Annotated in this window: 18 protein-coding genes and 1 tRNA gene; 5 read left to right on the top strand and 14 right to left on the bottom strand. The window is 70.9% G+C overall.

The features are described 5' to 3' along the window. Positions 1 to 21: 21 nt before the first annotated feature. Both Q9S78_RS09620 and Q9S78_RS09615 read left to right on the top strand, forming a co-directional pair. Positions 22 to 747 carry a response regulator transcription factor gene (locus Q9S78_RS09620; protein WP_311857108.1) on the top strand — a complete coding sequence of 242 codons (726 nt, stop codon included), beginning with the start codon at positions 22 to 24 and terminating at the stop codon, positions 745 to 747. Further along, positions 744 to 2,228 carry a sensor histidine kinase gene (locus tag Q9S78_RS09615; RefSeq protein WP_311870101.1) on the top strand — a complete coding sequence of 495 codons (1,485 nt, stop codon included), beginning with the start codon at positions 744 to 746 and terminating at the stop codon, positions 2,226 to 2,228. Before Q9S78_RS09620 ends, Q9S78_RS09615 begins: the two co-directional genes overlap by 4 nt. A gap of 102 nt (positions 2,229 to 2,330) precedes the next feature. Here Q9S78_RS09615 and Q9S78_RS09610 read toward each other — a convergent pair whose 3' ends face one another. The 7 genes from Q9S78_RS09610 to Q9S78_RS09580 all read right to left on the bottom strand — a co-directional run bounded on the left by Q9S78_RS09610 (position 2,331) and on the right by Q9S78_RS09580 (position 11,636). Next, the gene (locus Q9S78_RS09610) at positions 2,331 to 3,884 is read right to left on the bottom strand and encodes an FAD-dependent oxidoreductase (protein ID WP_311857110.1); all 1,554 of its coding nucleotides are present in this window, start codon (positions 3,882 to 3,884) and stop codon (positions 2,331 to 2,333) included. After that, positions 3,881 to 4,747, bottom strand: a complete 867-nt coding sequence (locus tag Q9S78_RS09605; RefSeq protein ID WP_311870100.1) for an FAD:protein FMN transferase — start codon at positions 4,745 to 4,747, stop codon at positions 3,881 to 3,883. The genes Q9S78_RS09610 and Q9S78_RS09605 overlap by 4 nt, the downstream gene beginning before the upstream one ends. After that, positions 4,744 to 5,223 carry an FMN-binding protein gene (locus Q9S78_RS09600; RefSeq protein WP_018188365.1) on the bottom strand — a complete coding sequence of 160 codons (480 nt, stop codon included), beginning with the start codon at positions 5,221 to 5,223 and terminating at the stop codon, positions 4,744 to 4,746. The genes Q9S78_RS09605 and Q9S78_RS09600 overlap by 4 nt, the downstream gene beginning before the upstream one ends. A 165-nt stretch (positions 5,224 to 5,388) precedes the next feature. After that, the gene (locus Q9S78_RS09595; protein WP_020097039.1) at positions 5,389 to 6,426 is read right to left on the bottom strand and encodes a ribose-phosphate diphosphokinase; all 1,038 of its coding nucleotides are present in this window, start codon (positions 6,424 to 6,426) and stop codon (positions 5,389 to 5,391) included. Continuing rightward, entirely contained in the window at positions 6,398 to 7,870 is a 1,473-nt protein-coding gene (gene glmU, locus Q9S78_RS09590; protein WP_311870099.1) for a bifunctional UDP-N-acetylglucosamine diphosphorylase/glucosamine-1-phosphate N-acetyltransferase GlmU, read from the bottom strand. Before glmU ends, Q9S78_RS09595 begins: the two co-directional genes overlap by 29 nt. A gap of 1 nt (position 7,871) precedes the next feature. Continuing rightward, a tRNA-Gln gene (locus tag Q9S78_RS09585) sits at positions 7,872 to 7,943 on the bottom strand. Between the two features lie 69 nt (positions 7,944 to 8,012). Next, the gene (locus Q9S78_RS09580) at positions 8,013 to 11,636 is read right to left on the bottom strand and encodes a glycosyl hydrolase 53 family protein (protein WP_311870098.1); all 3,624 of its coding nucleotides are present in this window, start codon (positions 11,634 to 11,636) and stop codon (positions 8,013 to 8,015) included. A gap of 86 nt (positions 11,637 to 11,722) precedes the next feature. On the opposite strand from Q9S78_RS09580, the gene Q9S78_RS09575 reads away from it, so the two are divergent. Both Q9S78_RS09575 and Q9S78_RS09570 read left to right on the top strand, forming a co-directional pair. After that, on the top strand, positions 11,723 to 12,220 hold the full coding sequence (locus Q9S78_RS09575; RefSeq protein WP_311857118.1) for a MarR family winged helix-turn-helix transcriptional regulator: 498 nt from the start codon (positions 11,723 to 11,725) through the stop codon (positions 12,218 to 12,220). Between the two features lie 7 nt (positions 12,221 to 12,227). Further along, complete coding sequence (locus tag Q9S78_RS09570; RefSeq protein ID WP_311870097.1) at positions 12,228 to 13,148, top strand: pseudouridine synthase; 921 nt, start codon at positions 12,228 to 12,230, stop codon at positions 13,146 to 13,148. Here Q9S78_RS09570 and Q9S78_RS09565 read toward each other — a convergent pair whose 3' ends face one another. The 4 genes from Q9S78_RS09565 to mgrA all read right to left on the bottom strand — a co-directional run bounded on the left by Q9S78_RS09565 (position 13,149) and on the right by mgrA (position 18,368). Further along, entirely contained in the window at positions 13,149 to 14,957 is a 1,809-nt protein-coding gene (locus tag Q9S78_RS09565; protein WP_311870096.1) for an ABC-F family ATP-binding cassette domain-containing protein, read from the bottom strand. 66 nt (positions 14,958 to 15,023) lie between these two features. Then, on the bottom strand, positions 15,024 to 16,334 hold the full coding sequence (locus tag Q9S78_RS09560) for a GNAT family N-acetyltransferase (RefSeq protein ID WP_311870095.1): 1,311 nt from the start codon (positions 16,332 to 16,334) through the stop codon (positions 15,024 to 15,026). A gap of 37 nt (positions 16,335 to 16,371) precedes the next feature. Beyond that, positions 16,372 to 17,298 carry a 4-(cytidine 5'-diphospho)-2-C-methyl-D-erythritol kinase gene (locus tag Q9S78_RS09555; protein WP_018188375.1) on the bottom strand — a complete coding sequence of 309 codons (927 nt, stop codon included), beginning with the start codon at positions 17,296 to 17,298 and terminating at the stop codon, positions 16,372 to 16,374. Beyond that, positions 17,295 to 18,368 (bottom strand): L-glyceraldehyde 3-phosphate reductase, encoded by a 1,074-nt coding sequence (gene mgrA / locus Q9S78_RS09550; protein WP_311870094.1) that lies wholly within the window; start codon positions 18,366 to 18,368, stop codon positions 17,295 to 17,297. The genes Q9S78_RS09555 and mgrA overlap by 4 nt, the downstream gene beginning before the upstream one ends. A gap of 93 nt (positions 18,369 to 18,461) precedes the next feature. Between mgrA and Q9S78_RS09545 the strand changes: the two genes are divergently transcribed. Beyond that, the gene (locus Q9S78_RS09545; RefSeq protein ID WP_311870093.1) at positions 18,462 to 20,030 is read left to right on the top strand and encodes a stealth family protein; all 1,569 of its coding nucleotides are present in this window, start codon (positions 18,462 to 18,464) and stop codon (positions 20,028 to 20,030) included. Here the strand turns inward: Q9S78_RS09545 and Q9S78_RS09540 are convergent. The 3 genes from Q9S78_RS09540 to Q9S78_RS09530 all read right to left on the bottom strand — a co-directional run bounded on the left by Q9S78_RS09540 (position 19,990) and on the right by Q9S78_RS09530 (position 22,576). Beyond that, positions 19,990 to 20,904 carry a phosphodiesterase gene (locus Q9S78_RS09540; protein ID WP_311857127.1) on the bottom strand — a complete coding sequence of 305 codons (915 nt, stop codon included), beginning with the start codon at positions 20,902 to 20,904 and terminating at the stop codon, positions 19,990 to 19,992. The genes Q9S78_RS09545 and Q9S78_RS09540 overlap by 41 nt on opposite strands. A 153-nt stretch (positions 20,905 to 21,057) precedes the next feature. Next, positions 21,058 to 21,897 (bottom strand): 16S rRNA (adenine(1518)-N(6)/adenine(1519)-N(6))-dimethyltransferase RsmA, encoded by an 840-nt coding sequence (gene rsmA / locus Q9S78_RS09535; RefSeq protein WP_311870092.1) that lies wholly within the window; start codon positions 21,895 to 21,897, stop codon positions 21,058 to 21,060. A gap of 67 nt (positions 21,898 to 21,964) precedes the next feature. Continuing rightward, entirely contained in the window at positions 21,965 to 22,576 is a 612-nt protein-coding gene (locus Q9S78_RS09530; RefSeq protein WP_311870091.1) for a hypothetical protein, read from the bottom strand. Positions 22,577 to 22,590: the final 14 nt, after the last annotated feature.

Genomic DNA, 22,590 nt, shown 5'->3' with positions numbered 1-22,590 from the left:
ATATGTCATGAGAATGGAATCATGACGATGACTGCCCCCCTGCTCCAGCGCCCCGACGGCTCCCCTCTGCGCGTCCTCGTCGTCGACGACGAGCAGATGCTCACTGATCTGCTCTCGATGGCCTTGCGCATGGAGGGGTGGGAGGTCCGCACCGCCGGGTCGGGGTTCGACGCGCTGAACGCCGCGCGCGAGTTCGCGCCCGACGCGATGGTGCTCGACATCATGATGCCCGACCTCGACGGGATGTCGGTGCTGCAGCGCCTGCGCCAGGCCGGCGACGACGTGCCCGTCCTGTTCCTGACGGCGAAGGACTCGGTCAGCGACCGCGTCGCCGGCCTCACGGCGGGCGGTGACGATTACGTCACCAAGCCGTTCAGCCTGGAAGAGGTCGTGGCGCGGCTGCGCGGCCTCATGCGGCGGGCCGGGGCATCCGCCGGCACGGCCGACCCGATCCTCCGCGTCGGCGACCTGACCCTCAACGAGGACTCGCACGAGGTGTTCCGCGGCGACGACGAGATCGAGCTCACCGCCACCGAGTTCGAGCTGCTGCGCTACCTGATGCGCAACCAGCGCCGCGTCCTGTCGAAGGCGCAGATCCTCGACCGGGTCTGGAACTACGACTTCGGCGGTCGCTCGAGCGTCGTCGAGCTGTACATCTCCTACCTCCGCAAGAAGATCGACGCGGGCAAGGAGCCTCTGATCCACACCGTCCGCGGCGTCGGCTACATGATCAAAGCGAGCCAGTGAGCAGCAGCCCCCGCCGCCGTCGGCACCGGTGGAGTCTGCAGGCACGGCTCATCACCGCCGTCGTCTCGTTCGTCTCGGTCATCCTCATCACCGTCGGCCTCGGCACCGGGACGGTCCTCGAATCCGTCCTGCGCGAGAACCTCGACGCGAAGGTGACGCGCGCGCAGGACTCGCTCGTCATCGACCTGAACAGCCGCGCCGAGGCCATCCTCAGCCGCAGCCGGCCGGAGCGCGGCACCCTGCTCATCGTCAACAACATCGCCGGGCCGAGCGCGGCGTACATCGACGACGAGGGCGACGTCCGCACCCTCAACATCGGCCGTATCGCCAGCACCCCGCTCGACGAAGCCGGCTGGGCGGACGCGAACGTCGAGGGACTCGGCGACTACCGCCTGCACGTCCAATCGGCACCGTATTCGAGCATGACCACCGGGCTGCCGACCTCCGAAGTCACGAGCGTGAGCGCACGGATCGTCACGACCGTGGCGCTGCTCACGACCGGCGGGCTGCTCGTCCTCGCCGCGATCATCGCGCTTCTCATCCGTCGCGCCCTCGCCCCCCTCCGTTCGGTCGCCGCGACCGCCTCCCGCGTGGCGGCGATGCCCCTCTCCGAGGGGACGGTGCGTATCTCCGAGCGCGTCCCCGGCGAGGACACCGACACCCACACCGAGGTCGGCCAGGTCGGTCACGCCCTCAACACGCTGCTCGACCACGTCGAGACCTCCCTCGCCGCACGCCAGCGCAACGAGGAGCGCATGCGGGCGTTCGTCGCGGACGCGAGCCACGAGCTCCGGACACCGCTCGCCTCGATCCGGGGATACTCCGAGCTGTCGCTGCGCGGCATCCGTCAGGCTGAGTCGTCTGGGACGGCGGCTCCGGGCATCGTCGCCGAAACGACCCGTGAATCGCTCGAGCGAATCCAGGCGCAGTCGCTCCGGATGACGGCGCTCGTCGAAGACCTCCTGCTGCTCGCCCGCCTCGACGAGGGCACGGAGCTCGTCTACAGCGCCGTCGATCTCACCCGCCTCGCCGTCGAGGCCGTCTCGGACGCCCGCGTCGCGGGCACCGACCACGAGTGGGTCCTGGACGTCGCGGACGAACCGGTCATCGTCGCCGGTGACACGGGGCGCCTGCACCAGGTCGCCGCGAACCTCCTGGCCAACGCCCGCGTGCACACCCCTGCGGGCACCCGCGTGACGACGACGGTGGAGACCCGCGACGGCGAGGCGGTCCTGCGCATCCACGACGACGGTCCCGGTATCGACCCCTCGATCGTCGACGACCTGTTCGAGCGCTTCAGCCGCGCGGACTCATCGCGCGCCCGCCAGACCGGCGGGACGGGCCTCGGTCTCTCGATCGCCCGGGCGATCGTCACCGGCCACGGCGGGCGGATCGTCGTGGCATCCGAACCCGGTTCGACGACCTTCGAGGTGCGTCTCCCCGCCCGGCCCGACTCCCCCGCCGACTCGTCGGCAGCGTAGCCCCCGCCCCTCAGGGGGGTAGCAACACGTGAGGTCCCACTCCGGCCGGGAATCGAGACGGCTTTCCCGGCCGGAGTGGGACCTCACGCACGCGCCGCGGGCTCAGTACCCGCTGAACGCGTCGGTCGTGATCGACTTCGCCCGCTCGAGTGCGGGGGTCAGCGTCGCGATGAGGGCGGGCGGACCCGACACGTACGCATGACGCCCGGCGATGTCGGGCACGAGGCGCAGGAGGCTCTCGGCGTCGAGTCGTGCCCCGCCGCCCCACGTCCACCCGACGGGCAGGTGAGCGGGCTCGTCGCGGGTGATCACGATGACCGGGATGCCGGCCGCCTCGAGGTCCTCGCGGAACGCGAGCTCCTCGCTCGCAGACGCCACGTAGACGAACACGACGTCACGACTCTCCTGCGTGAGCCTGATGTGCCGCAGCTGCGACACGAACGGCGTCACGCCGATGCCGGCGGCGACCATGAGGACGGGCGCGTCGGTACGGCGCGGAAGCACGAAGTCCCCCCAGATGCCCGTGATCGCGAGCTCGTCGCCGGGCTCCACCGTGGCGATCGCCTTCTTATAGCTCGACTGGGATCCCTCGCGCATCGCGATCTTGACGAGCGGCAGTTCGGCAGGTGAAGAGAGGATGCTGAACTCCCGCCGCGTGCCACGGGAATCCGCACGCGCGTGCGGGACTTCGAGCTCGAGGTACTGACCCGGCGCGAAGCGAACGGGACGCTCGGTTCGGAAGCTGTACTCGCGGACGCTCGGCGTCACCGCCGTCCGCTCCACGATCGTCAGCCGGACAGCGGTGCGCATCGCGAAGACGAAGGCGACCAGGTTGCCGATGAGGAGCGCACGCTCCTGACCGAGCGTGATGGCACCCAGCGAGATCGGCCATCCCGCCAGCACACCGACCACCGCGGCGACGGTGAACTGCTGCCAGCGTCGCGGCGGCAGCGTGAGGGGCTCGGACAGCATGAACGCGCCGAGGAAGAGGAAGGGCGAGGACAGCACGAGGCTCGTGAACGTCATCCCCGGGTCGAGGGCGAAGCCTGCGGCCTGCGCCTGCACGATCGTGCGGACAAGCCCCACCGCGATCGCGATCACGAGGAACAGTCCCACGACGCGGACCTTCTCGGTGCGGACCAGGACCGCCAGTCCCAGCAACAGCACCGGTACGACAAGCGCGGGGCTCCCGACCCACCAGGCCGATGCACCGAGGTCGGGGGCCCAGATGCTGACGATGGTGAGTGCGGTCGCTCCGGCGGCGGCCGGGTTGAGGATGTGACGTCCCTGCCAGGCGATGACGTACTTCGACAGCGACGCGATCGCGCCGGCGATCACGAGGCCGAGCAACGCCAGCGGCTCGAGCGAGGGCCGCAGGACGAACACCAGGATGAGTGCCGTGATGAGGGCCGACTCGATGCGCCACGGCCGACGGACGATCCGCTGGGCGATCGCGTCGACGGCCGCGATCGACACCGCGAGGACGGCGACCGACACGATGAGCGCGAGGGGGTCGACCGACACGGCGCCGGTGAACGAGAGCACCAGCGCGATGACGGCCAGCGCGGACAGCGCGAGGAGGACCAGGCGGTACATCGACAGCCGGCCGAGGACGCCGAGGAGACGATTCCAGGTGGCACTGAGAGACGAGATCACGAGAACAACTCCGCTTCGCATTGGGGGGACCACTCGACGGAGCCGTCGGTGCGCATCCGCACCCACCCGACTCCCCATCCGGCGGCCAGCTGGGGGCCGCCGTCGAAGAACAGCGCGGTGGCGACGGCATCCGCCGTCATCGCATCGCGCGCCACGGCCCAGGTGGCCGCGTATTGCCGCACCGGCTGACCGGTGCGCGCGTCGAGGACGTGATGGAGACCCTCGCCCCACGCGCGCCTGTTGACGGCGGATGCGCAGAGGGCGGCATCCGTCACCGACCAGACCCCGATCGCCACGGAGGCGTCGTACGGGTGCTCGAGGGCGATCCGCTGGGTCGTGCCTCGGATCGCGATGTCGCCGCCCGCATCGACGACCGCAGCGCCCGCGGGCACCCGCGTCAGGACGAGGTCGGCGAGCCGGCCCTTGCCGAGCGCGCCGACGTCGAGCAGGGCGGGTTCGGCGAGGCGCAGGGTGCCGTCCGACCACGTCACCGATCGTCGCCAGTCGGGCGGAGCCGCCACGGCTCCACGGTCGACGAGCGAGTAGGTCGCGTCGTATCCGCGGCGGGCGAGGCTCTCCCCCACGAGGGGGTTCACCGCACCCGAGGTGGCGGCGTCGAGGGCGTCGTAGGCGTCGAGCATGGCGGCCGCGTCAGCGGGCGCCGGTACCCCTCCTCCCGTCTGCGACAACCGCGTCACGAGCGAGTCGGCACGGAAGCGCGACCACTCGCGGTCGAACGCGCCGATGGCGTCCGTGATCTCATCACGGACGCCATCGTCGAGAGGGGAAGCGGCGTCGATGCGCCAGAGCGTCCCGATCGCCTCGAACGCCCAGGAATGGGCGAGGGGCGCGGTCGGGGTCATGACGCGGCTTCGGTCCGGATCTCCTTGACCGCCGCGTTGAACCCGCCGCTGGTGAGCGACGAGCCGCCGACCTTGTCGACCGTGAGGTCGGCGAGCTTCTTGCCGACGGCGACATCCTTGATGCCACCGATGAACTCTCCCTGGTACCTCTTGGATTCCTGAGCCTGCGGCTCACCCGTGACCTCGACGTCGGTCACCACGTCGGACGCGACCGTCAGGGTGACCGAGATCTTCTCGATGGTCTCGGGGGTCTGATAGGTGCCGTCAGCCGTGTAGGTGCCGTCCTTGAAGCTGGTGGACCCTGTCGACGAACCGCTGCCGGCGTCGGCCGAGGCGGCGGGATTCTGAGAGGCGGTGCCGGAGTCGGCGGTGGACGTGGTCTGGCCCGCGCATCCGGCGAGCAGAGCGAGGCCTGCGACGGATGCGGCGGCTGCACCGACGCGGAGCGGTCGGGGTACGGCTGTGGTGCGGATCATGAGTGGTCCTCCTTGGGTCGTGCCCGCCCGGTCTGGAGCGAAGGGCGATGACTCCAGGAAATCGATCCCGGACATGGCGATGCTTGCAGAAGCCTATGCATCGGCTGACAACGAAGGCCGCCCGGTGAACGAGACGCTACCGGACGGCCGACGGATGAGGAAGATTCAGGCTGCGCCGTCGAACATGCTGGTGACGGAGCCGTCCTCGAACACCTCGCGGATCGCGCGGGCCAGCAGCGGCGCGATCGGAAGGATCGTGAGAGCGGGGAACCGCTTCTCGGCGGGCAGCGGGACCGTGTCGGTGACGACGACCTCATCGATGGAGGGGTCCTGCAGGCGCTCCACGGCGGGGTCGCTGAAGATCGCGTGCGTCGCGGCCACGATGACACGCTCCGCGCCGTTGGCCTTGAGGGCCTGCGCCGCCTTCACGATGGTGCCGCCGGTGTCGATCATGTCGTCGACGAGCAGGCACACGCGGCCCTCGACCTGACCGACGATCTCGTTGACCGTGATCTGGTTCGCGACGTTGGGGTCGCGACGCTTGTGGATGATGGCGAGGGGCGCGCCCAGGCTGTCGGACCAGGTGTCGGCGACGCGGACGCGTCCGGTGTCGGGCGACACGACGGTGAGCTTCGCGCGGTCCTCGGTAGAGAGGGTGTTCTCGAAGTACTCGAGGAGGACGGGCTTGGCGAACAGATGGTCGACGGGACCGTCGAAGAAGCCCTGGATCTGCGCGGCGTGCAGGTCGACGCTCATGACCCGGTCAGCGCCCGCGGTCTTGAACAGATCCGCCACCAGGCGCGCGCTGATCGGCTCGCGCCCGCGGCCCTTCTTGTCCTGCCGGGAGTACGGGAAGTACGGCGCGACGACGGTGATGCGCTTCGCGGATGCCCGCTTGGCGGCATCCAGCATGATGAGCGTCTCCATGAGCCACTCGTTGACCGGCGGACCGAAGCTCTGGATGAGGAAGAAATCGCACCCGCGGATCGAGACCTCGAAACGGGTCAGGATCTCGCCGGAGGCGAAGGTGCGGTGCTCCGTGGGCACCAGCTGGGTGCCGAGGGCTGCGGCGACCTCGGTCGACAGCTCCTCGTGCGAGCGTCCCGACGCGACGACGAGACGCTTCTTGGTCTTGGCCACCAGTCCCGGCGCGATTCCGCGCTCGGTGTCGAGGTCAACCGTGTGCTGCTTCTTGCGACCCATCGCCAGCTTCCTGTGCGGACCGGACACGAGCCGCGGCTTCTGCCGCTCCCGTTCCCGGTCGATTGTTCTCGACCCACCCGGCGATGTTCCGCTGGGGGGCGATGCTGAGGGCGAGGGCGCCGGCCGGGACATCCTTGCGGATCACGGCTCCTGCACCCGTCTTCGCGCCCTCACCGATCCTAACGGGCGCGACGAACACGTTGTGCGAGCCGGCGTGGACTTCGTCGGCGATCTCGGTGCGGTGCTTCGAGATGTCGTCGTAGTTCGCGGTGATCGCCCCGGCGCCCAGGTTCACGTTGCGGCCGATCGTCGTGTCGCCGACGTACGACAGATGCGGGACCTTGCTGCCCTCGCCGATCGTGGAGTTCTTCGTCTCGACGAAGGTGCCGATCTTGCCGCGTTCGCCGAGCTCGGTGCCCGGGCGGACGTAGGCGAAGGGACCCACGGTGGCTCCCGCGCCGATGACCGCGAGCGTCGCGTCGGTGCGGGTCACGGTTGCTCGCGCGCCGATCTCGCAGTCCACGAGGCTCGTGTCGGGCCCGATCGTCGCACCCTCCGACACGCTCGTGGAGCGGAGGATGTGGGTGTTCGGCAGGACGGTGACGTCGGGCGCGAGGGTCGCGGTCACATCGATCCAGGTGGTCGCCGGGTCGAGGACCGTGACCCCTTCGAGCTGCCACCGGCGGACCGTGCGGGCGTTGAGGAGGCGTCCCACCTCGGACAGCTGCACGCGATCGTTGACGCCGTACGTGACGGTGACGTCCTTCGCGACGGATGCCGCGACCCGCCCGTCCGCGCGACGCAGGAGCGCGACGATGTCGGTGAGGTACTTCTCCTGCTGCGCATTGTCGGTGCCGACGTGGGGCAGGTGCTGGCGGAGCGCCGCAGCGGCGAAGACGTACATGCCCGCATTGACCTCGGCGACGGCGGCCTCGTCGGGCGAGGCATCCTTCTGCTCGACGATGCGGGCGACGCTGCCGTCGCTCTCGCGGATGATGCGGCCGTACCCGGTCGGGTCGTCGACGACGGCGGTCATGAGCGTCGCCCCCGCGCGGACGGCGCGGTGTTCGGCGACGAACGCGCCCAGGGTCTCGACGTCGGCGAGCGGGCAGTCGCCGCTCAGGACGAGGACGTCGCCGTCGAAGCCGCCGAGCGCGTCGAGCGCGACCTCGACCGCGCGGCCGGTGCCGGGGATCTCGTCCTGGTCGACGACGACCACCTCGGGCGCGACGCCGAGCACGGCGTCGGCGACCAGGTCGCGCTCGTGGCGGACGACGACGACGACGTGCGCGGGAGCGAGGTCGCGGGCGGTGTCGAGCACGTGGCCGACGAGCGGGCGCCCCCCGATGCGGTGCAGCACCTTGGGGAGGGAGGACTTCATCCGCGTGCCCTGGCCGGCGGCGAGGATGACGACGGCGAGGCGCGGATCGAGGTTGTCGGTCATGCTCCGCCGCCAGGATTCGAACCTAGACCTCACAGCTCCAAAGGCTGTCGTGCTGCCATTACACCACGGCGGACCGCAGCCGACCGGGGGTCCGGCGGCCGCCTGACAAGTCTGCCATGCGGCCGCCGTCCCTCCGGGCGCGTCAGCGACGCACCGTCACCGTGAGCGGCGTGCTCGTGCTCGTTCCGGCGGCGTTGCGGAACTCCACCCTGTACGCGTGCGATCCGCGGCTGACGCCGGATGCCGCATAGGTCGCCTGCTGCGCCTTCGGCGTGCGCGCCGCGAGGTCGCCCTCCGCGACGACGCGGCCGTCCTCGAAGACCCGGTAGGAGGTCGCGTTCGTGCCCCACCACAGGTTGGCGGTGACCGTGAAGGTGCCGTCGCCGTCGTGGTTGTCGTGGCTGAGGACGGGGATGCCGGGGGCCGCGGCATCCACCACGACCGTCATCTCGGCGGTGCGGGTCTCACCGCGGGTGTTCGCCAGCACCGCGGTGTAGCGGTAGGTGCCGTCCGCGCGGCCCGTGACCGGGACTCGGGCGGTCTGCGCCCACGTGCCCCGGTACGCAAGGGGCACGGTGTCCAGGAGCCGGCCGTTCTCGTAGAACCGCACCGACGAGGCGTTCTCGCCCCACCACAGGTTCATGGTGAGCGTGTAGTCGCCGTCCTTGAGCCCCGTATCGTACCCGTTGTCGTTCGACAGGGTCGCCGTCCCGGGTCGCGCCGTCGCGGTGTCGGCGTCCGTCCGGACAAGGCCGGCGCGGACGTCGACGAGGAGAGCCCGGGCACGATCCACCTCGGCCGCGGTGGGCCAGGCGGCGGCCACGACGATGCGGGCCTTCTCGACGGCCGCCGGGATCCGCGCCGACGACCACGCGGCGTACGGGGCGGTGTCGAGAGCCTCGAGGTCTCCGATCCCGGCGGCGAGCTCGCCGGTCGAGACGCGCTCGCCGGTGCGGACGACCCGGATCTGATCGACGGTGCCCCACGCCTCGGCGGGCAGGTCGGCGGCGACGCCGACGGTGAGGATCCCGTCGGCCCCGACCGTGACGGCCGGAGTCGTGCCGGTGCGGAACTGCTGCCAGCCCTCCAGCGGGACAGGAGCATCGACGGTGCGACCGCCGGTCGTCGCGGTCACCGTGAGCGCGCCGTTCCCTTCACCGTCTCCCTGCTCACCGTCTCCCTGCGCGGTCGCAGAGACGGCATACGTGCCGGGCGTGACACCCGCGATGCGCTGCGTCACGGCGAAGCGGTACGCGGACCCGGACCAGAACGACACCGCACGCGCGCCGGCTGAGGCATCCGTCGTCGCGCCGATCGTGGCGCCGGTGCCGGTCACGGTCCACGGCGACGCGTCCGAGGACTCGAAGCCCCCGTCGCGCACCCAGGCGGCCACCGTCACGGTGACGGCCGCGGTCACGTCCGTGCCGGCGGCGCGGCCTCTCACCTGATACTCGCCGGGGCCGGTGATCCACGAGACCGCGTCCGACCAGGTCGCGGGTGCGGTGCGGACCGCCCCGTCCCACGCGCGGACGGTCACGGAGGCGGGCAGTCTCACCGGCTCGCCTTCGCCGACCGTCACGGCGACCGGCAGCACGACCGGTGCCGGTGCCTCACCAACGAGCACGAGGCCGTCGAAGGCGGCCGTCAGCGCGGCCTCGGCGGCGGTGACGCGATCAGCGCTCGGCGCGGAGGACGACAGGACGAGACGCGCGATCCGAACGGCCTCGTCGAGCGTCTCGATCGATCCCGTGGTGGCGGCCGAGCGTTCGACGTCGTCCGCGCGGTCCACGAGCGCTCGCAGGCCCGCGGTGTCCACCGCGTCGGCCGCTCTGGTGAGCACGAGGTCGTCGAGCGTGCCCCAGGCGCCGGCAGGGAGGGATGCCGCCACCTCGACGGTCGCGCTGCCGCCCTCGGCGACCGTGACGGCGTCCGTCACGGGAGTCGACCAGGCACGCCAGCCGTCGAGCCCGAAGTCGGCTGAGGCCGCCGCATCCCCGGACGAGACGGTCAGTCGGACGTTCCCGCCGCTGCCCTCACCGTCGCCCTGCAGCGCCCCCGATGCGGAATAGCGACCGGCGGGGAGCCCCGACACGGTCTGACGGAGCGTGTAGGTGTAGGCCGATCCGGAGTAGAAGTGCGCCGATCGCTCCCCCGTGCGGGGATCGTCGGTGGCCCGCAGGGCCAGTCCCTCACCGGTGACGCGCCACATCGACACGTCCGCGTCCTCGAACCCCGGGTTCCGCAGTCCGTTCACGGGACGGATGACCACGGTCACCGTCGTCGCATGGCCGGACGACGTCGTGCCGCCGAGCGTGTACGTGCCGGGCCCGCCGATCCACTCGGCATCCCGCGACCATTCGACCGTCTCGTCGTCGACGGATCCGTCGTTGAAGGTGACGGCGACCGTGGCGGGGAGGACGATGTCGTCCCCGTCGGTGAACGAGACGGTCGGGTCCTCGACGTCCACGACCTCGCGCGGGGCGACGGCGCCGGTCCGCGCGTAGGAGAACACGTTGAGGGATTCGAGCGGGGTGCCGTCGGGCGCGAAGAGCGCCTGGTTGTCCCAGGCGGATCCGCCGTACCAGCGCCCGGCGTCCTCGGGTTCGTACTCCCCCGCGAAGCTCGACGCCCACCCCGACCCGTCCCGCTCCCACAGGACCTTGTTCTGCGCGAGGCGGTCGGGCGGACCGACGGGGAGCCAGGCCGGCTCCCAGTAGAAGACGCCGATGCCGGCGTCACCGACGTCCACCACTGCCTGGATGACGTTCCGCACCGCGGTCGCCTGACCCTGCACCGAGACGGGGTACTGCGTCGCCTCGGAGGGGAGGTCGATGACGTTGCCGTGGCCGTCGGCGTCGTCGAGCGTGTGCGCCCACGACGTCTCGGCGACCATGACCTTCTTGCCGTAGGTGTCGGCCACCTGCCGGAGGACCGAGGTCAGATTCGCCGTGCTGCCGTGCCAGAACGGGTAGTACGACGAGGCGAAGACGTCGTAGTCGACGCCGTACGTCTTCAGGTTGGCGGCGTACCCGGCGTACCTGCCCGCCGTCTCGGGGTTCGTGAAGTGCACGGCGACGAGGGCGTCGGGATACACGTCGCGGACGGCGGCCGACCCGGCCGAGAAGATCTTCGCCATCCCCGGCCACCCGGTGACCCCCGCGACGGCGTTGTTGGTCTCGTTGCCCACCTGCACCATGTGCACATCGACGCCGGCGTCGGCGAACTCCTCGAGGGCGTCGGCGGTGTAGTCCCTCGTCTGTGCGGCCTTCTCGTCGACGCCGAGGTCCCGCCATGCCTTCGGAGCCTGCTGCTTCGCGGGGTCCGCCCAGAAGTCCGAATAGTGGAAATCGACGAGGACCCGCAGCCCCGCCTCGGTGGCGCGGCGACCAATCTCGACGGCACGATCGACGTCGACGTCGCCACCGCCGTACCCGTTGCCGTCCGCGTCGAACGGGTCGTTCCACACCCGGACGCGGACGTCGGTGACGTCGTGGTCGGCGAGGACGTCGAACAGGTCGGCCGGCTCGCCCTCGTCGTCCCGGAACACGACGCCCGAGGCCTCGAGGGAGAGCACGGACGAGACGTCGACGCCGTTGATGAAGTCGGCAGGCAGGCCGTCGACCTTCGGGACGACGATGCCCGCGTCGACGGGTCCCTCGGCGGCCGAGGCGACCGGTGCGGTGATCACACCGGCGCTCAGCATGCCGAGGAGGAGGGCGGTCGTGGCGGTGGCGGCGGTCGTCCGCCGGGCGCGCGATGCAGGCATCGAGGTGATCCTCTTCGATCTCGGCGGTCACGTCATCGCCCGCCTGTTACCGGTCACAGTAGCAGGCGCTCTGCGATGATGAGGAGATGGTCCCCGAACATGACGAGGTCGACCGGATCGTGAGCGCGTGGGTCGCGCAGCGACCCGATCTCGACTTCTCCCCCCTCGAGGTCCTCTCGCGCGTGGACCGGCTGTCGCGCCATCTCGACCGTGCCCGCCGCGAGGCGTTCCACCGCAGCGACCTGGAGCCGTGGGAGTGGGATGTGCTCTCCGCGCTGCGCCGCGCCGGCGAGCCGTACCGGCTGAGCCCGAAGCAGCTGCTCCAGCAGACCCTCGTCTCGAGCGGCACGATGACGAACCGCATCGACCGGCTCGTGGAGCGCGGCCTCGTCGTCCGCGCCGCCGATCCCGGTGACGGCCGCGGCGTGCTCGTCACCCTCACCGAAGAGGGACGCAACCGGGTGGATGCCGCGATCACACGACTCGTCGATGCCGAAGCGGAGCTGCTGGGCCAGCTCTCGCGTGCCGACCGCGAACGCCTCGCAGGGCTCCTGCGCAAACTCAGCCTCGGCTTCGACGCCTGAGTCCGCGATGGCGATGCGCGCTCCGCTCCCCGTCCGCGACGGGGTGGGTCCCACCCGGCTCCGAGTACCCCGGACGGGACCATGGGCCACGATCGCGGAGTACGTGACGGGACGGTTCTCGCACATCGACCCGGAGGTCCTCCTCGGCCGGTTCGATCGCGGTGATGTGGTCGCGTTCGACGGCACGCGGCTCTCGCGGGAGACGCCGCTGGGAGCCGAGGACTTCGTCTGGTACTACCGCGAGCCGCCCGACGAGCCCGCCATCCCTTACGACGTCACGGTCCGTCACCTCGATGACGACCTGCTGGTCGTGGACAAGCCGCATTTCCTCCCGACGACCCCGGGCGGCGGGTTCCTCATGAACTCCGCCCTCGTGCGACTACGGCAACGGTTCGACAACCCCGACCTGACGCCCATCCACCGACTCGACCGCGCAACCGCCGGTCTCGTCATGTTCTCGGTCCGCCCCGCGACCCGCGGCGCGTACCAGACGCTCTTCGCCGACCGCGCCGTCGAGAAGGTCTACGAAGCGGTGACGACGATCCCGGGCAGCGGGATGCCGCCGCTCCCCCTCGTCGTCCGCTCGCACCTCACGAGCACACGCGGAAGCCTCCGCGCGATCGTCCACGAGGACCGCGAACCGAACGCCGAGACGCTCGTGGAGGCGATCCGCATCGGCGAGACGGCGGCTCACCTCCGGCTGCGCCCGCGCACGGGACGCATGCATCAGCTGCGCTCCCACCTCGCCGGGATCGGGCTCGGCATCCTGGGCGACCGGTTCTACCCGGACCTGCTGGACGAGGCGCCGGACGATCCCGAGCGCCCGCTGCAGCTCCTGGCCCGTGAACTGCGGTTCGTCGATCCGCTCAGCGGCGAACAGCGCGAGTTCACCACCGGCCTCGCGCTGCGCGAGGCCGACCGCGTCTGATCAGCCCAGCTCTTCGCTGAGCTCGAACCAGCGGTCCTCCGCCTCGGCGACCTCGGTCTCCATGGCCGCGATGTGGTGCATCTTCTCGCCGAGACCGACGTAATCGCCCTGGTCGTGGTCGGCGAGGGCCGCCCGGGCCTTCGCGATCTGGTCCGACAGCTTCTTGATGCGACGCTCGAGGCTCGTGACCTCCTTCTCCGCCGTGCGACGATCAGCGCCCGACAGAGCGGATGCCGTCGGTGCCGCGGCATCCGCCTTCTGACCGCCGGGAGTCGCCGCACCCGTCGCCTGCGGCTGGCTCGCGCGCAGGCGCAGGTACTCCTCGATCCCGCCGGGGAGGTGGCGGAGACCGCCGCCCATGACGGCATACTGCTGATCGGTGACGCGCTCCATGAAGTAGCGGTCGTGGGACACGACGATGAGGGTGCCCGCCCAGGAGTCGAGGAGGTCCTCGATGGCGGCGAGCATGTCGGTGTCGAGGTCGTTCGTCGGCTCGTCGAGGATCAGGACGTTCGGCTGGTCGAGGAGGATGAGCAGCAGCTGCAGGCGTCGCTTCTGACCGCCGGAGAGGTCCTTCACGGGGGTGGAGAGCTGCGCCGAGGCGAACCCCATCCGCTCGAGGAGCTGCCCGGGGGTGAGCTCCTGCGCCTTCGAGCCGGCACCAAACGTGTAGGTCGTCCGCAGGCGCGAGACGACGACGCGCACCGGCTCGTTCAGGTGCGGGTCGAGCTCGTCCATCCGCTGCGTGAGGGTCGCGACCTTCACGGTCTTGCCGTGCTTGACCCGTCCGCTGGTCGGAAGGACGGTGCGTGAGACGAGGCCGAGGAGCGTCGACTTGCCGGCGCCGTTGACACCGAGGATGCCGGTGCGCTCCCCCGGCGCGATGCGCCACTCGACGTCCCTGAGGATCTCACGGCCGTCGTAGGCGACACCCGCATCGAGGATGTCGACGACGTCCTTGCCCAGACGCGCCACGGCGAGGGACTGCAGCGAGACCCGGTCACGGATCTCGGGGACGTCGGCGATGAGCTCGTTCGCCGCGTCGATCCGGAACTTCGGCTTGGTCGACCGCGCGGGGGCACCTCGCCGCAGCCATGCGAGCTCCTTGCGGGCGAGGTTCTGCCGCCGCGCCTCGATCGTGGCGGCCTGGCGGTCGCGCTCGACCCGCTGGAGTATATACGCCGCGTAGCCGCCGTCGAAGGGCTCGACGATGCGGTCGTGGACCTCCCACGTCTTGGTGCACACCTCGTCGAGGAACCACCGGTCGTGGGTCACCACCATCAGGGCACCCGATGACGGCGACCAGCGGCGCTTCAGGTGCTCGGCGAGCCAGGCGATCCCCTCGACGTCGAGGTGGTTTGTGGGCTCGTCGAGGGCGAGGACGTCCCAGTCCCCCGTGAGCAGCTGGGCGAGCGCCACCCGACGGCGCTGGCCACCCGAGAGCGTGCCGATGGCGGCATCCCAGTCGAGGTCCGACAGGAGACCCGCGATGACGTCGCGCACGCGCGCGTCCCGCGCCCACTCGTGCTCGGGGCCGTCGCCGACGACGGCGCGTCCCACCGTGAGGTCGTCGGGAAGGACGTCGCTCTGCTCGAGGACGCCGATCGTCACGCCGCCGCGCACGGTGACGCGTCCGGAGTCGGGGTCGCGGCGACCGGCGAGCATCGCCATGAGGCTCGACTTGCCGTCGCCATTGCGGCCGACGATTCCGATGCGGTCGCCCTCGTCGACGCCGAGTGAGACGCCGTCGAAGACCACTTTGGTCGGGTATTCCAGGTGCAGGGCCTCGGCCCCGAGAAGATGTGCCATCGCCTCCAGGCTACGCGGCGCCGCCTGACCGCTCGGCGTACGCCGCCCCGCTGGTCCCGACCACGGTCAGTACCAGAAGCTCAGCCGCGGCGGCGTCGTCGCCGCAAAGACCCGTGCGACGCGATGCGGGTCGTCGGTCTCGACCCGTCCCGCGCGAGCGAGAGTCACCGGGGACACGGCGCCGAGGAGCATCGCCGAGAGCTCTTCGACACCGAGACGCACGAGCGGGACCCCGAGGGGCGGGTCATCGACGACGTCGACGCCGGGCGTCTCGCCGGCCGTCAGGACGAAGGTGCCGTCGGCGATGCCGAGCGCATCGGTCACCTCCAGGGCGATGACGTCCTCGACGTCGTAGCTGCGGGCGGCCAGCGTCGCCGGGACGTCGAGCACGCGGAGATAGTGGTGGTCCCGGCTCGTGATCCGCGCGGCGCGCTTGTTGTCGATCATCCACCAGAGCGGCTCGTCGACCGAAAGTTCGCTGGCCCGGACGGTGCCGACCAGGTCGAGGGTCAGCAGGAAGCGCCACAGGCCGGCGTAGGCGGCATCCGTCCCTGCCACCACTCGCGACACCGTGGCGGTCGAGGCAGCCCAGTCATCGTCGTCCTCGGTGATGCTGTAGACGGCGACGCCTTCGACCTCGCCCGCCGGCGAGCGGTACTGGACGACGCGCAACTTGTCGGCCTTCTCGGCGTCGGCGCGCGTCCCGAACGTGCGGTCCCAGTGCCCGCCGGGCATGGTGATCTCGCCCGGGGTGGACAGACGGATCCGCTCGTACAGGTCGGTCGCGGCATCCCGACCCTGCTCGCGCGTGATGTAGTCGATGCGCCCCGGGGCGACCGGGCCGATCCATCCGGTGCGGCGCGGGGAGATCTCCCACGACGTGGCGGTGACCGCGGGGGCGAAGCCGAAACGGCCGTAGATTCCGGACTCGCTGACGGTGAGGCCCGCGATCGGGAACCCGAGCGAGACCGCGGTGCGCAGTTCGCCGCGCATGAGGGTGCTCAGGATGCCGCGACGCCGGTGCGTAGGCGCGACGGTCACCGCGCTGACGGCGCACATCGGAACGGCCGACCCGCCGGGCAGGGTGAGCTCGGTCCCCCACGACGCGAAGGTCGCGACGGGGACGTCGGTCTGCACGCCGGCGGCGTCGTACACGCCGATCTTGCGGCGGTAACCGTTGCGGGCGAAGGACTCGGTGTACTGGGCCTCGGTGGGCTCCCCGCCCAGGAAGCCGCGGGCCACGGCATCCTGCCAGCGATGGGTGCCCTCCTGATCGTCGTCACCGACGCGCGCTGCGCGGAGGCCGCGCGCGTCCAAGGTGGCGGTCAGGTCGTCGTCGAGAGCGGCCGAGTGGAACTGGTCATCGAGAGAGCTCATCCCCCCAGGCTAGGGGGACGTGCCGACACGGGCGAGGTCAGACCACGCGCGCGCCGGCGACGGGACCCGTCACCGCGTGGACCTCGTGGCCTCGCGCCGCGAGTTGCTCGGCGATCCGCTTCGCGTGCTCCGAGTCCGCGGCGAGGAAGGCCGTGGTCGGCCCGGAACCCGACACCAGCCCGCCCAGCGCACCGGCGTCGAGCCCCTCGTCCAGGAGGACGGCGAGGTCGGGTCGCAGGTGGACGGCGGCGAGCTGCAGATCGTTGCGGATCGCGGTTCCCAGCGCCGCGGCATCCCCTGAGCGCAGCGCTCGGAGGACCGCGGGGTCGACCGACGGCAGGGCACGGTCGGGGGCGATGTCGGCCTCGGAGCGGAGGCGATCGAGCGTCCCGTAGACCTCGGGCGTCGAAAGTCCGCCGCCGTCGGCCACCAGCACCCACGCGAAGAACCCGCGCCCCAGGGCGGGGGCGAGCTCGTCGCCGCGCCCCGTCCCGACCGCGGTGCCGCCGAGCAGGGCGAACGGGACGTCCGCGCCGAGCTGAGCGCCCAGCGCGTGCAGTTCGGTCGAGCTGAGCCCCCCGTCGACGAGCTCGTTCACCGCGACGAGAGCAGCGGCAGCATCGGCCGACCCGCCTCCCATGCCGCCGGCGACCGGCACGCCCTTGTGGATCTCGAGACGGATGCCGCCCTCCCACCCGACGGCGTCCGTCACGAGGCGCGCCGCGCGGAGCGCGAGGTTCGACTCGTCGAGCGGGACGCCCGATACGTCGACGTCGCCGCTCACGGAGAGACTCGTGACGTCGGCATGCGACGCCCAGACATCCTCGAACAGCGAGACCGCCTGGTAGACGGAGGCGACGTCGTGATAGCCGTCGTCGCCGACGGGGCCCACCTCGAAGAAGAGGTTGAGCTTGCCCGGCGCGCGCACGTGCACGCGCCGGGACGTATCGAGGGACAGACTCACGCGTTGGCCGAATCGGCCCACAGGTCGACGTCGATCGCGCCCGACAGTTCGTCGATGCGGGCGAGCTCGTCGTCGTCGAACGGCGCACCGTCGACGGCGGCGAGGTTCTGATCGAGCTGCTCGGGGCGCGAGGCGCCGATGAGCGCAGAGGTCACCACCTCATCGCGCAGGACCCACTGGATGGCCATCTGCGCGAGGGTCTGGCCGCGCTGCTGAGCGATGTCGTTGAGCGACCGCAACGTGTCGAGCGCCTTCTGGTTCAGCTGACCGTCGGGCAGCGAGAAGCGGCTCTGGGCGCGTTCGGCGCGGCCGTCGCCGAGGTACTTGTCGGTGAGCAGGCCCTGCGCGAGCGGGGTGAACGCGATGGCACCCATGCCGGCCGTCTTGAGCGAGTCCGTCAGGCCGTCCTCGACCCAGCGGTTGAGGATCGAGTACGAGGGCTGGTGGATGATGAGCGGCGTGCCGAGGCTCTTGGCCACGGCGACGGCCTCTTCGGTGCGCTCCGCACTGTAGGAGGAGATGCCGACGTAGAGGGCCTTGCCCTGGCGGACCAGGGTGTCGAGGGCGCCGATGGTCTCCTCGATCGGCGTCACGGGGTCGGCGCGGTGCGAGTAGAAGATGTCGACGTAGTCGACGCTCATGCGCGTCAGCGACTGCTCGGCGCTGGCGATGAGGTACTTCCGCGAACCGTAGTTGCCGTAGGGGCCGGGCCACATGTCGTAGCCGGCCTTGGAGGAGATGATCAGCTCGTCGCGGTACGGTGCGAAGTCCTCGCGCATCATGCGGCCGAAGTTCGTCTCGGCCGAGCCGAACGGCGGGCCGTAGTTGTTCGCGAGGTCGAAGTGGGTGACGCCCCGGTCGAAGGCGTGCCGGAGCAGAGTACGCTGGTTGTCGAAGGGGATGTTGTCCCCGAAGTTCCACCAGAGTCCCAGCGAGATCGCCGGCAGATACAGGCCGCTCGAGCCGACCTGGCGGAAGGCCCCCGCATCGTAGCGGGAGGACGCCGCCTGAAAGGGGCGGTGGGTGTCGCCATTGCGCGACGAGGGGAAACGGTCCGCGTAATCGGTCATCACCCCAGGCTAGCGATGCCGGACACCCGAAACGTCGGCGAAACGACCGCCACTTACTCTTGCTCGACCGAATATGCACAACAAGGAGAACATATGGCGCGACTGACTGCACTGCCGTCCGAGGGTGGTTCCTGGACCGCACTCCTCGAACGCGAGGACATCGTCCTCGTCGGAGGCATGCTTCATCTGCGCCATGACGACACCACTCCCGAACAGGCTCGCATCGACGACCTGCTGCTGATCGCCGGTGCGTTGTCGGATGCCGGCATCCCACACCTCCTCATCCGTCACTCCCGCGCCGTTCCCGGTCTCGTCGTCGACCTCGCTCACCGCGACCGCGCCCTCGCGGCGCTGACGGACCAGGCCGTCACCGAACCGCTGTACGCGAAGGCCAAGGGAGGCACGCCCGTGCCCTTCGGCGAGCTGCGGCTGCGCGCGTCGGGCCCGTCGTCGCTGCGCGTGTTCCGTCCGCGCATCGCCGGCGAGCTGCGCTACGGCGCCGGCCACGGCGTGCGGGTCGAGTTCTGGCGCTTCGGCGAGGAGCTCGTCGAGGCTCCGCACGCCAACGACCTCACCCGGCGCGCCTTCGCGGCGGAGGACGTCGAGCCGATGACCGTCGAGCGCTACGGCCGCACGTGGCAGACGCTGCACGGGATGTTCGACCCTCACCCGGGCGAGGTCACCCACGAGATCGACATGGTCTTCTCCTGGGTCGACGGATCGTCGTCCGAGTTCCAGCGCCAGCGCGCGGCCCAGCTGTCGGAGTACGTCGTCGGCGACGGCGACGACGGACCCGCCCGGTACCGCCACGTCGACGAGCTGCGGTACGCCCTGCGCAGCGTCCACATGTACGCGCCGTGGGTGCGACGCATCTTCATCGCGACCGACTCCCCCGCCCCCGCGTGGCTGCTCGACCACCCGAAGGTGACGATCGTCCGGAGCGAGGAGTTCTTCGAGGACACCTCGGTGCTCCCCACGCACAACTCGCACGCCGTCGAGGCGCAGCTGCACCGCATCGAAGGGCTGTCGGAGCACTTCCTGTACTCGAACGACGACATGTTCTTCGGCCGCCCGCTGTCGCCCGAGCTGTTCTTCTCCCCCGCTGGCGTCTCGTCGTTCGTCGAGTGCGACGTCCGCATCGGCACCGGGCCCCGCCGCGTCGCACGGAGCGGTCACGACAACGCGCTGCGCCTCAACCGCGAACTCCTCAAGGAGCGCTTCGGACGCACGATCGTCCGCGACCTCGAGCACTGCGCGGCACCGCTGCGCCGCTCGGTGATGTTCGAGCTCGAGCAGGAGTTCCCCGAAGAGATCCGGCGCACCGCGGCATCCCGCTTCCGCTCCGCGACCGACGTGTCGGTGACCAACTGCCTGTACCACTACTACGCGCAGTTCACGGGGCGTGCGATCGCGTCGACCGCGCCGCGTGTGCGGTACTTCCAGACGACGCAGGCCGCGTCGCTGCGACGGATGGAGCGCCTCGCCGAGCGCGGAGACGTGGACATGTTCTGCCTCAACGACGGCGGCGACCTCGAGGTGCCCGAAGCGGTGCGCGTGCGCGCGGTGACGGGTCTGCTCGAGCGGCTCTTCCCGGTCCGCGCGCCCTGGGAGGATCCTGCGGTCAGCGCAGCGCCGGCACGCCCGGTCGAGCTGCACGCGTGACGGAGCCGGTGACGCCCGCCTCGCGCAGGCGTCGCTGAGCCTCGGCGGGGTCGATGTACTCCAGCGGCCGCGGCACGTCGATCGGCACGACCGAGTGGACGACCGTGTCGTCGTAGACGTGCACGAGGTTGTACGCCTGCGCGCCGTCCTGCGGACGCGAACCTCCGACGGGGACGGTCAGATCCTGCGCGTAGCACGTCGACGACGCGACGGACACGGGGATCCCCGCGAACGTCGCGAACGTCGAGTAGTGCAGGTGCCCGGCGATGATCGCGCGGACGTCCGTGCCGCGCAGGACGTCCGCCAGCCGGTTCTGGTCGCGCAGCTCGACGCTCGCCGCGAGCGGGAGGACGCTCGGGACCGGCGGGTGGTGCATCGCGAGGACCGTGCCGAGCGGCGCGGGCGTCGCGAGCACGCCGCGCAGCCACGCGAGCTGGGCGTCGGAGAGCTCGCCGTGGTGGTGCCCGGGCACGCTCGTGTCGAGGGTGACGATGCGGAGCCCGTCGAGCTCGTCGACCCGGTCGTAGGGTGCCGTCGGATCGGCGGGCGTCTGATCGAGCAGGTGCTCGCGGAAGGCGCCGCGGTCGTCGTGGTTGCCCATGACCCACAAGAGCCGTGCGTCGAGCCGCTCGGCGAACGGCTCGACGAGCGCGCGGATCGCGTCGTACGCAGCGGCCTCGCCGAGATCGACGAGGTCCCCCGTGAAGACGATCGCGTCGGGAGCGATGCCGCTGGTTTCGATGGCGTCGAGAGCGGCGGTCAGCGATGCCTCCCCGTCGACGCTCTCGAACAGGCGAGGTCCCGGGCCACGCAGATGCGTGTCACTCAGGTGGAGCAGGATCCGTTCGGCGGCCGGATGCTCGGCGCGGCGCATGGTCACTTCTTCCGTCAGTGCGAGAGCTCGGGTGCCCCCGCCGTGCTCTGAAATGTTACCGGCATGTTTCGGGAACACGGGGTGAATGACGCGCGAAGTCTACGAGAACGGGGGTGGGTGTCGCTTCGAGAGGAGACGACGGATGCCGAGGGCTCACGCGCGGGCGATGCGGACGAAGTCCTCGATCGTGAGTTCCTCGCCGCGCGCGGTAGGCGCCACGCCGGCGCGTTCGAGTACCTCGCTGGCCGCGGCGGACGACCCGCCGAGGACGGCGGACAGGGCCTGGCGGAGCATCTTGCGCCGCTGTTGGAACGCCGCGTCGACGATCGCGAAGGTGCGGAGGCGCTCCTCCTCGGTGCCGCGGGCCGCGGCATCCCGTTCGAAGCCGACGAGGACGCTGTCGACGTTGGGGACCGGCCAGAAGACCTGGCGGGAGACGGTGCCGGCGAGGCGCCAGCTGCCGTACCAGGCGGCCTTGACGCTCGGGGCGCCGTAGACCTTCGAACCGGACGGGGCCGCGAGGCGTTCGCCGACCTCGGCCTGAACCATGACGACGCCGCGCTGGATGGTCGGGAAGTGCTCCATGAAGTGCAGGAGCACCGGAACGCTGACGTTGTACGGCAGGTTCGCGACGAGGACGTCGGGGTCGCCCGGGAGCTCGCTCACGCGAAGGGCATCCTGCGCGACGACGGTCAGCGCGCCGTCGGGGACGCCGTGCGCCGCGGCGGTGGCGGGCAGGCGCTCGGCGAGGCGGTGGTCGATCTCGACGGCGGTGACCGGGGCGCCGGTCTCGAGGATGGCGAGGGTCAACGAGCCGAGACCCGGCCCCACCTCGACGACGCGGTCGGCCGAGGTCACGCGCGCGGCCGTGACGATCTTGCGGACCGTGTTGGCGTCGACGACGAAGTTCTGCCCGAGCTTCTTGGTGGGGGTGACGTCGAGGTCGGCGGCGAGGGCGCGGATCTCGGCGGCTCCGAGGAGGGTGACGGGCATGGGTTCCAGCCTAGTTGCCGGGCTCCCCGGACCCCGCCGCCGTCCGCGCTTCCTGATGATCGGCGGCTCAGCCGCCCTCGCCGCTCGGGTCGACGGGAGCGCCGTCCCCGTCCTCCGGAATGTCGCCGCGCTCGACGGGTCCGCCGCGATCATGGCGTCGTTGCACCTCGGCGAACATCCGATCGACCTCCGCGACGGTCGGAGCCCGCAGGCCCGCGGCGGCCTCTTCCAGATCATCCCGAGGTGCGCCGAGGCCGTCGCCGCCGACGATCACCACCGTTCGGCCCTCCTGGACGACGGCGAACTCGTCGATCCCCCCGGCCGACCGGTGCCACGTCGCGCCGTCCTGAATGCAGGCGGCCTCGCCGCCGCCCCACAACTGCTGAGCGGCGCAGCCGTCGGCATCCATCTCCCCCGGATCGGTGCGCACGGTGATCATGTCGCCCGTGCCGGGCTTCGCCCACGTCGCGGTCATGCCGCCCTCGTCCGTCTCGTTCACGGACTGCGGCGCCAGGTCGTATCCCTCGATCGTCGTCGTCACCACGAGCGCGGGGTCGACACCGAGGTGCGAGACCCGTTCGGCGATCTCGGCGGGCGTCGCCGCAGCCGCCGCGCCGCACCCCGAAAGTCCGATCGCCACGAGGGCCGCGGGCAGGGCGAACAGCAGGCGACGAGGCATGCGGCTCACCCTAG

The sequence above is a fragment of the Microbacterium aquilitoris genome, assembly GCF_031932285.1.
GTDB classification, from domain to species: domain Bacteria; phylum Actinomycetota; class Actinomycetes; order Actinomycetales; family Microbacteriaceae; genus Microbacterium; species Microbacterium aquilitoris.
This window is presented reverse-complemented; position numbering and strand designations above follow the sequence as displayed.